This window comes from Bacillus alkalisoli, assembly GCF_002797415.1.
Lineage (GTDB): Bacteria > Bacillota > Bacilli > Bacillales > Bacillaceae_I > Bacillus_CD > Bacillus_CD alkalisoli.
In genome coordinates, this window is the sequence record NZ_KZ454944.1 from 1 (window position 1) to 12,529 (window position 12,529).

The following is a 12,529-nucleotide window of genomic DNA, read 5'->3' on the forward strand; positions in this document are numbered from 1 at the left end:
ACTCTCCGAAGAGTGTTTGAGCTTATGCTCATAATGTTTGCTGACTAATGTCAATTAATTGTTTGTTGTTAATCTTAAAGATTAACTTACACGCTGTTGTTTTGTTTAGTTTTCAAAGAACATATTGTTTTATTGGTGGAGCCTAGCGGGATCGAACCGCTGACCTCCTGCGTGCAAGGCAGGCGCTCTCCCAGCTGAGCTAAGGCCCCATTATAATATTAAGTGGTCGGGAAGACAGGATTTGAACCTGCGACCCCTTGGTCCCAAACCAAGTGCTCTACCAAGCTGAGCTACTCCCCGATATGGCGCGCCCGAGAGGACTCGAACCCCTAACCTTTTGATCCGTAGTCAAACGCTCTATCCAATTGAGCTACGGGCGCTATTTATTTCTTGTTTTACTGCAGTCAAAATTTAATACCTTTTGTGCAATTCAAGGATACTTATTTTCACTAAGTGAAAAAAGTTTGGTGCCGAGGACCGGAATCGAACCGGTACGGTAGTCACCTACCGCAGGATTTTAAGTCCTGTGCGTCTGCCAGTTCCGCCACCCCGGCACTTCTGTTGGAGCGGAAGACGGGATTCGAACCCGCGACCCCCACCTTGGCAAGGTGGTGTTCTACCACTGAACTACTTCCGCTGGCTATTCTATTATGCGGGTGAAGGGACTCGAACCCCCACGTCAAAGACACTAGATCCTAAGTCTAGCGCGTCTGCCAATTCCGCCACACCCGCGTAGATGGTGTGCCATGAAGGATTCGAACCTTCGACCCTCTGATTAAAAGTCAGATGCTCTACCAACTGAGCTAATGGCACTAAATAAATATAAAGGTAAAGTGGTGCCGGCGATAGGAGTCGAACCCACGACCTACTGATTACAAGTCAGTTGCTCTACCAACTGAGCTACACCGGCTAAATTTAAATGTAAGTTATTTTCATTAGCGTGAAACTATGGAAGATTATTTTCACTACCGTGAAATGTAAGTTATTTTCACTAGCGTGAAAAAACTTTGGTGGAGGATGACGGGATCGAACCGCCGACCCCCTGCTTGTAAGGCAGGTGCTCTCCCAGCTGAGCTAATCCTCCGATATATAACAGCCTGGCAACGTCCTACTCTCACAGGGGGACAGCCCCCAACTACCATCGGCGCTGAAGAGCTTAACTTCCGTGTTCGGTATGGGAACGGGTGTGGCCTCTTCGCCATCATTACCAGACTATTAGTGTGACATAAAATAATTATAGTCACTTTTGAAAGAAAATCAAGAGTTTTTTACTCTTTGATGTTCTTTCAAAACTAGATAACATGTTTTCCTGTCAAGAAAGTGATTGTATCGTTCTAATTTGGTTAAGTCCTCGATCTATTAGTATTCGTCAGCTACACGTGTCGCCACGCTTCCACCTCGAACCTATCTACCTGATCATCTTTCAGGGATCTTACTAACTTGCGCTAAAGGAAATCTCATCTTGAGGGGGGCTTCATGCTTAGATACTTTCAGCACTTATCCCGTCCGCACGTAGCTACCCAGCTATGCCTTTGGCAAGACAACTGGTACACCAGCGGTGCGTCCATCCCGGTCCTCTCGTACTAAGGACAGCTCCTCTCAAATTTCCTGCGCCCACGACGGATAGGGCCCGAACTGTCTCACGACGTTCTGAACCCAGCTCGCGTACCGCTTTAATGGGCGAACAGCCCAACCCTTGGGACCGACTACAGCCCCAGGATGCGATGAGCCGACATCGAGGTGCCAAACCTCCCGTCGATGTGGACTCTTGGGGGAGATAAGCCTGTTATCCCCGGGGTAGCTTTTATCCGTTGAGCGATGGCCCTTCCATGCGGAACCACCGGATCACTAAGCCCGACTTTCGTCCCTGCTCGACTTGTAGGTCTCGCAGTCAAGCTCCCTTGTGCCTTTACACTCTACGAATGATTTCCAACCATTCTGAGGGAACCTTTGGGCGCCTCCGTTACTCTTTAGGAGGCGACCGCCCCAGTCAAACTGCCCACCTGACACTGTCTCCCTCCCCGATTAGGGGTGCGGGTTAGAATTTCAATACCGCCAGGGTAGTATCCCACCGACGCCTCCACCGAAGCTAGCGCTCCGGCTTCTCAGGCTCCTACCTATCCTGTACAAGCTGTACCAAAATTCAATATCAGGCTACAGTAAAGCTCCACGGGGTCTTTCCGTCCTGTCGCGGGTAACCTGCATCTTCACAGGTACTATAATTTCACCGAGTCTCTGGTTGAGACAGTGCCCAGATCGTTACGCCTTTCGTGCGGGTCGGAACTTCCCCGACAAGGAATTTCGCTACCTTAGGACCGTTATAGTTACGGCCGCCGTTTACTGGGGCTTCGGTTCAAAGCTTCGCTTGCGCTAACCTCTCCCCTTAACCTTCCAGCACCGGGCAGGCGTCAGCCCCTATACTTCGCCTTGCGGCTTCGCAGAGACCTGTGTTTTTGCTAAACAGTCGCCTGGGCCTATTCACTGCGGCTCTCTCGGGCTTTAACACCCTAACAGAGCACCCCTTCTCCCGAAGTTACGGGGTCATTTTGCCGAGTTCCTTAACCAGAGTTCTCTCGCTCACCTTAGGATTCTCTCCTCGCCTACCTGTGTCGGTTTGCGGTACAGGCACCATTCTCCTCGCTAGAGGCTTTTCTTGGCAGTGTGAAATCAGGAACTTCGGTACTAAATTTCCCTCGCCATCACAGCTCAGCCTTTATGAGAAGTGGATTTGCCTACTTCTCAGCCTTACTGCTTGGACGCGCATATCCAACAGCGCGCTTACCCTATCCTCCTGCGTCCCCCCATTGCTCAAACGGAGTGAAGGTGGTACAGGAATATCAACCTGTTATCCATCGCCTACGCCTTTCGGCCTCGGCTTAGGTCCTGACTAACCCTGAGCGGACGAGCCTTCCTCAGGAAACCTTAGGCATTCGGTGGATGGGATTCTCACCCATCTTTCGCTACTCATACCGGCATTCTCACTTCTAAGCGCTCCACCAGTCCTTACGGTCTAGCTTCAACGCCCTTAGAACGCTCTCCTACCACTGTTCGTAAGAACAGTCCGCAGCTTCGGTGATACGTTTAGCCCCGGTACATTTTCGGCGCAGAGTCACTCGACCAGTGAGCTATTACGCACTCTTTAAATGGTGGCTGCTTCTAAGCCAACATCCTGGTTGTCTAAGCAACTCCACATCCTTTTCCACTTAACGTATACTTTGGGACCTTAGCTGGCGGTCTGGGCTGTTTCCCTCTTGACTACGGATCTTATCACTCGCAGTCTGACTCCCATGGATAAGTCTTTGGCATTCGGAGTTTGACTGAATTCGGTAACCCGATGAGGGCCCCTAGTCCAATCAGTGCTCTACCTCCAAGACTCTAACACATGAGGCTAGCCCTAAAGCTATTTCGGAGAGAACCAGCTATCTCCAGGTTCGATTGGCATTTCACCCCTACCCACACCTCATCCCCGCACTTTTCAACGTGCGTGGGTTCGGGCCTCCATTCAGTGTTACCGGAACTTCACCCTGGACATGGGTAGATCACCTGGTTACGGGTCTACGACCACGTACTCATTCGCCCTATTCAGACTCGCTTTCGCTACGGCTCCGTCTCATCGACTTAACCTTGCACGGGATCGTAACTCGCCGGTTCATTCTACAAAAGGCACGCTATCACCCGGGTTTTTTCCGAAGAAAAAACATAGGGCTCTAACTACTTGTAGGCACACGGTTTCAGGATCTTTTCACTCCCCTTCCGGGGTGCTTTTCACCTTTCCCTCACGGTACTGGTTCACTATCGGTCACTAGGGAGTATTTAGCCTTGGGAGATGGTCCTCCCTGCTTCCGACGGGATTTCTCGTGTCCCGCCGTACTCAGGATCCACGCAGGAGGGAACGAAGTTTCAACTACAGGGCTTTTACCTTCTACGGCTGACCTTTCCAGGTCGCTTCATTTACCCCGTTCCTTTGTAACTCCATGTTGAGTGTCCTACAACCCCAAGAGGCAAGCCTCTTGGTTTGGGCTAATTCCGTTTCGCTCGCCGCTACTCAGGAAATCGCGTTTGCTTTCTCTTCCTCCGGGTACTTAGATGTTTCAGTTCCCCGGGTCTGCCTTCATTACCCTATGTATTCAGGTACAGATACTACGCCATGACGAGTAGTGGGTTTCCCCATTCGGAAATCTCTGGATCACAGCTCACTTACAGCTCCCCAAAGCATATCGGTGTTAGTCCCGTCCTTCATCGGCTCCTAGTGCCAAGGCATCCACCGTGCGCCCTTAATAACTTAACCTCGATATCGCGAATAGATATCTATTAAAAGAAAATTTACTAAGATGAACGATACTTTTGATGTATCTTGACATTACTTATGTTATCTAGTTTTCAAAGAACATGGTTCGATAGTTTTTATACTAAGTTTGAAAGAGGAATGCTCTCTCAAAACTAAACAAAACAACAAGCGTATTATTCCTTAGAAAGGAGGTGATCCAGCCGCACCTTCCGATACGGCTACCTTGTTACGACTTCACCCCAATCATCTGTCCCACCTTAGGCGGCTGGCTCCTAGGCACAACTTAACTTCCTATCATAATTATAAGAGGCTAAGTTGTGCCCAGGTTACCCCACCGACTTCGGGTGTTACAAACTCTCGTGGTGTGACGGGCGGTGTGTACAAGGCCCGGGAACGTATTCACCGCGGCATGCTGATCCGCGATTACTAGCGATTCCAGCTTCATGGAGGCGAGTTGCAGCCTACAATCCGAACTGAGAACGGTTTTATGGGATTGGCTCGACCTCGCGGTTTTGCTGCCCTTTGTACCGTCCATTGTAGCACGTGTGTAGCCCAGGTCATAAGGGGCATGATGATTTGACGTCATCCCCACCTTCCTCCGGTGTGTCACCGGCAGTCATCTTAGAGTGCCCAACTTAATGCTGGCAACTAAGATCAAGGGTTGCGCTCGTTGCGGGACTTAACCCAACATCTCACGACACGAGCTGACGACAACCATGCACCACCTGTCACTTTTGTCCCCCGAGGGGGAACGCCCTATCTCTAGGGAAGGCAAAAGGATGTCAAGACCTGGTAAGGTTCTTCGCGTTGCTTCGAATTAAACCACATGCTCCACCGCTTGTGCGGGCCCCCGTCAATTCCTTTGAGATTCAGTCTTGCGACCGTACTCCCCAGGCGGAGTGCTTAATGCGTTAGCTGCAGCACTAAGGGGCGGAAACCCCCTAACACTTAGCACTCATCGTTTACGGCGTGGACTACCAGGGTATCTAATCCTGTTTGCTCCCCAGGCTTTCGCGCCTCAGCGTCAGTTACAGACCAGAAAGTCGCCTTCGCCACTGGTGTTCCTCCACATCTCTACGCATTTCACCGCTACACGTGGAATTCCACTTTCCTCTTCTGCACTCAAGTTTCCCAGTGTCCAATGACCCTCCACGGTTGAGCCGTGGGCTTTCACATCAGACTTAAGAAACCGCCTGCGCGCGCTTTACGCCCAATAATTCCGGACAACGCTTGCCACCTACGTATTACCGCGGCTGCTGGCACGTAGTTAGCCGTGGCTTTCTGGTTAGGTACCGTCAAGGTACCGGCAGTTACTCCGGTACTTGTTCTTCCCTAACAACAGAGCTTTACGACCCGAAGGCCTTCATCGCTCACGCGGCGTTGCTCCATCAGACTTTCGTCCAGTGTGGAAGAGTCCCTACTGCTGCCTCCCGTAGGAGTCTGGGCCGTGTCTCAGTCCCAGTGTGGCCGATCACCCTCTCAGGTCGGCTACGCATCGTTGCCTTGGTGAGCCGTTACCTCACCAACTAGCTAATGCGCCGCGGGCCCATCTGTAAGTGATAGCCGAAACCATCTTTCAATAAAGAACCAGGAGGTTCTTTATATTATCCGGTATTAGCTCCGGTCTCCCGAAGTTATCCCAGTCTTACAGGCAGGTTGCCCACGTGGTACTCACCCGTCCGCCGCTAATCTTCAAAAAGCAAGCTTTTATCAGATTCGCTCGACTTGCATGTATTAGGCACGCCGCCAGCGTTCGTCCTGAGCCAGGATCAAACTCTCCGAAGAGTGTTTGAGCTTATGCTCATAGTTTAGCTGACTAATGTCAATTAATTGTTTGTTGTTAATCTTAAAGATTAACTTACACGCTGTTGTTTTGTTTAGTTTTCAAAGAACATTTTTACGATTTTTTCATTCACCGCTCTTGAGCGACTTTATAATCTTAACAAACCCATCAAACTAAGTCAACAACTTTTTTAATTACTTTTTCGTTGTTGAATTTTGTTTTTTCGTGTCGTTTTGTGACAACGAATATTAATATATCATCATACAAATACTAATGCAATACTTTTTTTCACTTTCTTTCTTATTTAAAATAGATTGTTATTTTTAAATATTTTGTTCCTTCGAACTCTTAAAAACTAAATCTAAATTCTATACATACTTTAAAAAGAAAAAAGCCGCTCCCTTGTTATAGGGAACAGCTTTTTCTTTTTATTTATGTCTCATCTGCGGGAATAATAATACGTCCCTGATAGATGGAGCGTTTGTTAATAACATTACTAGACGGTCAATCCCAATACCTAGTCCACCTGTTGGTGGCATACCGTATTCTAACGCTTCAATAAAGTCGTGATCCATTTCGTGAGCTTCATCATTCCCTTGTTCTTTCTCTACTAATTGAGCTTCAAAACGTTCCTTTTGATCAATTGGATCGTTAAGCTCTGTAAATGCATTCGCATGTTCACGACCTACTATGAATAATTCGAAACGGTCTGTAAATCTTGGGTCTTCTGCATTTTTCTTAGCTAAAGGAGAAATCTCCACTGGGTGTCCGTAAATAAAAGTAGGCTGAATCAGTGTTTCTTCTACTTTTTGCTCAAAGAATTCATTTAAAATGTGACCAAATTGCATATGTTCTGTTACATCTACTCCGTGGTCTTTTGCATGTTGACGAGCTTCTTCATCACTCATTTGTTGCCAGAAGTCTACACCTGTGGCCTCTTTAACTGCATCGACCATGTGTAGCCTCTTCCACTCAGGAGTTAAGTCTACTTCATATTCACCGTACTGCACTACCGTCTTGCCATTTACTTCTTTTGCAATATGTGCAACTAAGTTTTCTGTTAAGCTCATGATATCTTTATAGTCTGCATACGCTTCATAAAGTTCAATCATCGTGAATTCTGGATTGTGCCTAGTAGAAACACCCTCGTTACGGAATACTCGTCCAATTTCGTATACCTTTTCAAGTCCACCTACAATTAGTCGCTTTAAGTGAAGCTCGATAGCTATACGCATATAAAGAGTCATATCTAGCGTATTGTGGTGTGTCACAAACGGTCTTGCTGATGCTCCACCAGCGATAGAGTGCATCATCGGAGTTTCTACTTCTAAATAACCGTGATCATCTAAATAACGACGCATCGCTTGAATGATTTTACTGCGAGCAATAAAAGTTTGTTTACTTTCTGGATTTGTAATTAGATCTAGATAACGTTGACGGTACCTTTGTTCTACATCTTTTAGTCCGTGGTACTTTTCAGGAAGAGGCCTAAGAGCCTTTGTTAATAGTTCAAATGAAGTAGCTTTAATAGAAAGCTCTCCAACATTTGTTTTAAAGACTTCACCAGTAACCCCTACGATATCTCCAATATCAGCTGTGTTAAAGATTTCATACGCTTCATCGCCAACAGCATCTTTACGAACATAAAGTTGAATTTGACCAGTTAAATCTTGAATATGTGTGAAGCCAGCTTTACCTTTGCCACGCTTTGTCATAATACGTCCAGCAATTGTAACGGAAAGATTCTTTTCAGAAAGCTCTTCTTTTGAAATCTCACCGTATTGCTCGAATAATTCACTTGATTGGTTTGTACGTTCGAATTTCCCTCCGAAAGGATCCATTCCTATTTCTCTTAACTTTGCAAGCTTCTCTCTGCGGACAAGCAATTGGTCATTTAATTCTTCATGACTCATTTTCCTCAACTCCAAACTTATAGGTTCTTTACCTTTATGTAAATTCAATGATTTCTTCTATTAACTACTATATATTTTTTCCACTTATTAATAAAGCTAAAACTGCCAGTAAAAATACTGGCAGTTTTACAAGTAAATCTAGAGGTATTATAGGATAGCCGAATTATGATGTCAAACTACTTGTGCATTAGCTGCTTCTTTCTCTTCCATTTCTTCAACTAGTTGATCTAATAAACTAGCCATTTCCGCTCTTGTGTTCATTTCATTAATAGCATTTCGGACTATTGCGTTGCCTCGGATACCTTTTAGGTACCAAGCCGCGTGTTTACGCATTTCACGAATCGCTACATTTTCCCCTTTCAGGTCAACTAAGCGATCCATGTGTAACTTACACACGTCCATTTTCTCACGCACCGATGGTTCGCCAAGAAGTTCGCCAGTTTCTAAATATTTGACCGTACGATAAATCATCCATGGGTTACCAAGTGCGGCACGACCGATCATTACACCATCTACACCAGTTTCTTCTATCATACGTTTTGCATCTTGAGGTGTTTGCACGTCGCCATTTCCAATAACAGAGATGTTTACAGCTTGCTTTACATCTCGAATGATGTTCCAATCGGCATGTCCTTCATACATTTGTGCACGAGTACGTCCGTGGACAGCTACCGCTTGGCCTCCTGCACGTTCAATCGCTTGGGCATTTTCGATTGCAAATATATGTTCCTCATCCCAACCTGTACGCATTTTAACTGTTACTGGTTTGTCTACTGCATCAACAACTGCCGCTACCATCTCATATACTTTTTTAGGGTCTAATAGCCATTTTGCACCTGCATCACATTTTGTGATTTTAGGTACTGGGCACCCCATATTTATATCAATAATATCAGCTGTAGTGTTTTTATCTACAAATTTGGCCGCTTCCACTAGTGTATCCTTTTCACCGCCGAATATTTGTAAGCTTAAAGGCTTTTCACGCTCATCGATATATAACATTCCCATCGTTTTAGCGTTTTTATAAAGGATTGCTTTGTCACTTACCATTTCTGCACAAACTAAACCTGCTCCGAATTCTTTTACCGTCAAGCGGAATGCTGCATTACAAACTCCAGCCATCGGTGCAAGAACTACTTGATTTTTCATTGTAATATCGCCAATTTTCAACATTTTGTTCCCTCCTTTCAACTTAAATCTGGTGGTGTTAATTCTTCAATTGTAACTTTTAGCTCTTTCGCAACGGAAAGAATGAAGTCTTCTGACGGGTTTCGATTACCTCGTTCTACTTCACCTAAAACAGAAACAGATACACCTAGGTTTTTCGCAAACGTTTCCTGTGTATAACCTTTTAATTTTCGGTATGCCCGAATTCGTCTTCCCCACTTTTCGGCTTCCATACTTGTACCCCTTCTCTATCTTGTAATTCAAGTAAAGTCTTTTTATCTATATATTTAGGGATATCTTGTTCATCCGCTATTTCAATCAAAGGTACTAAAACAAATGACCTTTCCCACATTCGAGGGTGTGGCACAATAAGCACATCCGTTTCAATATTTTCTTGGTTATACAGTAAAATGTCAAGGTCTAAAGTCCTCGGACCCCACTTTTCTTCTCTTTTTCTTCCAAAATTATGTTCTACATGCTGTAGAAATGTTAATGTATCAATTGCTGATAGGTTTGTTTTTACTTTAATTACCATGTTTAAAAATGAAGGCTGTTCTACATACCCTACAGGTTCCGTTTCATAAATAGAAGAACATTTCAATAACTCTATGTCTAGATGGGAATCAATGAGCTCGATCGTACTCTTTAAAGTCTCGTGCCTTTCCCCTATATTGGAGCCTAATGCAATATAAACTACATTTCTCATAATCTACCTCGTGATATTTCTACACCAACAGAGTTATAATGTCCTGGTATTGGTGGGTCTGGCTTAATCACTTTTACTTTACATTTTTCTACTAAATGATAACTAGTCAATATTTCCTCTGCAATTCTTTCTGCTACAGATTCCACAAGTTTGTAAGTTTCGTTCTCAACTACTTTTTTGCACGTATTATATAACTCACCATAATTGACTGATTGTGTTAGATCGTCTGACTCGCCCGCTTTAGATAGATCTAGTTCGACTTCTAAGTCTACGTTAAATCTTTGACCTAATTTTGTTTCTTCAGGAAAAACTCCATGATATCCATAAAATTTCATTCCACTTACAAAAATTTTATCGATCGTCATCTCCCCCTTTCTCTAACATTGCATCCATCATTTTGGCCATTCTCGCTATTTCTTTTACGTCGTGCACTCGAACGATGTGACAACCTCTTTCTATACCCAAACAGACCGTTGCCCCTGTTCCTTCCATTCTTGCATCAGCAGGAAGGTCTAATACATGTCCTATAAATCGTTTTCTAGAAGTACCTAACAGTAATGGGTATCCGAGACTAGTAAAACGGTCCAATTCACGCATTACTGCCAAATTATCATCCATTGATTTAGCAAAACCGATACCAGGGTCTAAAATAATCATCTCATCCTTAACCCCAGCATCCTTTACTAATTGTACGCTTTCAAATAAATCACTTATCATGTCAGAGATTAAATCATCATATTGGCTATTATCGCGATTGTGCATTAAAATGATTGGCACGTTTAATTCCGCTGCTACTTTGGCCATGTTTGGATCGGCCTTTGCCCCCCAAACATCATTTATGATACTCGCTCCAGCTTCAACCGCCTTTTTCGCCACTTCAGCTTTGTACGTATCAATAGAAACAGGCACATCTATTTCTTTTGCTAGTGCTTCGATAATTGGGATGACTCTTTTCAACTCTTCCTCTTCTGAAACAATAGTTGCACCCGGTCGAGTAGATTCACCGCCAACATCAATAATATGAGCACCATCTTTTATTAGTTGCTTAGCATGGTGGACTGCTGCTTCTATCTCATTATAACGCCCTCCATCAGAGAATGAATCTGGAGTGACATTCAAGATTCCCATAATTAACGTTTTTTCTTTAAACGACAATTCATGGGAGTGGCATTTTATATTAGATAATGACTTTGTACGCGTTGCCATCTATTTTAATCTCCTTTATATCTTTAACGTAAGCGATCGATGATGGACATTCTTTTAAAATCCCTTGTAGTTTTTGAACAATCGAAAAATTCGATGCATCAAACATTTTTGATTCAAGTTTTTTTACAGGCGTTACATCTTGAACAGAGTTCGTAAAAAACACTTCATCACTATTTAATAGTGACTCTTTTTTGAAGAACCCCTCTTCTACTTCAATGTTTAGTAATTTTAATAGGTGGATTACCAACTGTCTCGTTATCCCATTTAATATTCCCGTGGAAATACATGGTGTAAATACTTTGCCATTCTTTACCCAAAATATATTTGAGATAATACCTTCTGCTACATACCCTTCCTCAGTAAGGAAGATGCCCTCTGTATTACTAGGCCTACTTACCAATTCTCGTTTTGCAAGAAGGTTATTTAAGTAATGGTGTGATTTTAATCTAAATGGTCCTTCTGGAGTATTTCGTTTTATCTTAAGAATACAAGCTTCTTTGGATTCCTGCGTCATAGGAGGCAATGGCCGGGCATAAATAATAGTACTAGGTTGTTCATAATGTTCCGTAGGCAGCCCCCACTCTGCTACACCCGCCGTTACATTTAAGCGAATGACCGCATCCGTTAACTGATTTGCCCTTAATGTTTTCTTTATAGCATCTCTTACTTCGCTTTCAGAGTAATCCCATTGAACAAATACACTATCCAGACTATCTTTTAGTCTAACGAGATGTTCTTCTAATAAAATAGGGTTATTTTGTATTACTTTTATCGTCTCAAATAAGCCAACTCCATACATAAATCCGTGATCCATAACAGAAACAGTTGCTTTATCAACCGATAATATCTCTCCGTCTTTAAACACTCGCATGTGTATTTTTCCTTTTGTATGTGGCAATAAAATTCTGCAATATTTCTTTGCCGACATTCGTCATGATTGACTCTGGATGAAATTGCACCCCTTCAATCGGAAGCTCTTTATGGCGAATGGCCATAATCTCATCCTCACTTGTCCAAGCGGTAATGTCAAAACAAGCAGGCAACGTTTCTTTTTTTACAATTAAAGAATGATACCTAGTTGCGATGAATGGGTTTGGTAACCCTTTAAAAATGGTTTCTTCGGTATGAAACATTTCAGATGTTTTTCCGTGCATAAGTCTTTCTGCCCGAACAACATCTCCTCCAAATACTTGTGCGATCGACTGGTGCCCTAAGCATACGCCAAAGATTGGGATTTTCCCGGCGAAGTGCTTAATAACTTTCATACTAATCCCAGCCTCATTAGGCGAGCACGGTCCAGGTGATATCATTAAAAATTCCGGGTTTAGCTCTTCTATATCTTCAATCGTTACTTCATCATTTCTTTTTACTAATAAATCTTCCCCAAGTTCTCCTAAATATTGAACTAAGTTATACGTAAAAGAATCGTAGTTATCTATCATTAATATCATATACTTCCCTCATTT

8 protein-coding genes, 9 tRNA genes and 3 rRNA genes are annotated in these 12,529 nt (G+C 43.9%); all 20 read right to left on the reverse strand.

Features of this window, described 5'->3' with window-relative positions:
• Positions 1 to 133 precede the first annotated feature (133 nt).
• The 20 genes from CDZ89_RS00005 to pabA all read right to left on the reverse strand — a co-directional run bounded on the left by CDZ89_RS00005 (position 134) and on the right by pabA (position 12,514).
• Positions 134 to 209, reverse strand: a tRNA-Ala gene (locus tag CDZ89_RS00005).
• A 14-nt stretch (positions 210 to 223) separates the two neighbouring features.
• Positions 224 to 300, reverse strand: a tRNA-Pro gene (locus CDZ89_RS00010).
• A gap of 3 nt (positions 301 to 303) precedes the next feature.
• A tRNA-Arg gene (locus CDZ89_RS00015) sits at positions 304 to 380 on the reverse strand.
• 85 nt (positions 381 to 465) lie between these two features.
• Positions 466 to 554, reverse strand: a tRNA-Leu gene (locus CDZ89_RS00020).
• Between the two features lie 8 nt (positions 555 to 562).
• Positions 563 to 637, reverse strand: a tRNA-Gly gene (locus CDZ89_RS00025).
• 14 nt (positions 638 to 651) lie between these two features.
• Positions 652 to 732, reverse strand: a tRNA-Leu gene (locus CDZ89_RS00030).
• A 5-nt stretch (positions 733 to 737) separates the two neighbouring features.
• Positions 738 to 813, reverse strand: a tRNA-Lys gene (locus tag CDZ89_RS00035).
• Between the two features lie 21 nt (positions 814 to 834).
• A tRNA-Thr gene (locus CDZ89_RS00040) sits at positions 835 to 910 on the reverse strand.
• 98 nt (positions 911 to 1,008) lie between these two features.
• Positions 1,009 to 1,084, reverse strand: a tRNA-Val gene (locus tag CDZ89_RS00045).
• Positions 1,085 to 1,095: 11 nt separating this feature from the next.
• Positions 1,096 to 1,212 (reverse strand): 5S ribosomal RNA (rrf, locus tag CDZ89_RS00050).
• Positions 1,213 to 1,339: 127 nt separating this feature from the next.
• Positions 1,340 to 4,288, reverse strand: a 23S ribosomal RNA gene (locus CDZ89_RS00055).
• 184 nt (positions 4,289 to 4,472) lie between these two features.
• A 16S ribosomal RNA gene (locus CDZ89_RS00060) occupies positions 4,473 to 6,073 on the reverse strand.
• The 16S, 23S and 5S rRNA genes sit together here with 9 tRNA genes alongside, the layout of an rRNA operon.
• Positions 6,074 to 6,499: 426 nt before the next feature.
• Entirely contained in the window at positions 6,500 to 7,984 is a 1,485-nt protein-coding gene (gene lysS, locus CDZ89_RS00065) for a lysine--tRNA ligase (RefSeq protein WP_096156028.1), read from the reverse strand.
• 171 nt (positions 7,985 to 8,155) lie between these two features.
• Entirely contained in the window at positions 8,156 to 9,157 is a 1,002-nt protein-coding gene (dusB, locus tag CDZ89_RS00070; RefSeq protein WP_100332941.1) for a tRNA dihydrouridine synthase DusB, read from the reverse strand.
• Between the two features lie 14 nt (positions 9,158 to 9,171).
• Positions 9,172 to 9,384 (reverse strand): helix-turn-helix domain-containing protein, encoded by a 213-nt coding sequence (locus CDZ89_RS00075; RefSeq protein WP_096156031.1) that lies wholly within the window; start codon positions 9,382 to 9,384, stop codon positions 9,172 to 9,174.
• Positions 9,336 to 9,857, reverse strand: coding sequence for a 2-amino-4-hydroxy-6-hydroxymethyldihydropteridine diphosphokinase (gene folK / locus CDZ89_RS00080; RefSeq protein WP_096156033.1), 522 nt, complete (start codon positions 9,855 to 9,857; stop codon positions 9,336 to 9,338). The genes CDZ89_RS00075 and folK overlap by 49 nt, the downstream gene beginning before the upstream one ends.
• Positions 9,854 to 10,216 (reverse strand): dihydroneopterin aldolase, encoded by a 363-nt coding sequence (gene folB, locus CDZ89_RS00085; protein ID WP_096157023.1) that lies wholly within the window; start codon positions 10,214 to 10,216, stop codon positions 9,854 to 9,856. The genes folK and folB overlap by 4 nt, the downstream gene beginning before the upstream one ends.
• Positions 10,209 to 11,063 carry a dihydropteroate synthase gene (gene folP, locus CDZ89_RS00090; RefSeq protein WP_096156034.1) on the reverse strand — a complete coding sequence of 285 codons (855 nt, stop codon included), beginning with the start codon at positions 11,061 to 11,063 and terminating at the stop codon, positions 10,209 to 10,211. The genes folB and folP overlap by 8 nt, the downstream gene beginning before the upstream one ends.
• On the reverse strand, positions 11,035 to 11,934 hold the full coding sequence (gene pabC / locus CDZ89_RS00095) for an aminodeoxychorismate lyase (RefSeq protein ID WP_096156036.1): 900 nt from the start codon (positions 11,932 to 11,934) through the stop codon (positions 11,035 to 11,037). Before pabC ends, folP begins: the two co-directional genes overlap by 29 nt.
• Positions 11,921 to 12,514, reverse strand: a complete 594-nt coding sequence (pabA, locus tag CDZ89_RS00100; protein ID WP_096156038.1) for an aminodeoxychorismate/anthranilate synthase component II — start codon at positions 12,512 to 12,514, stop codon at positions 11,921 to 11,923. Before pabA ends, pabC begins: the two co-directional genes overlap by 14 nt.
• Positions 12,515 to 12,529 lie beyond the last annotated feature (15 nt).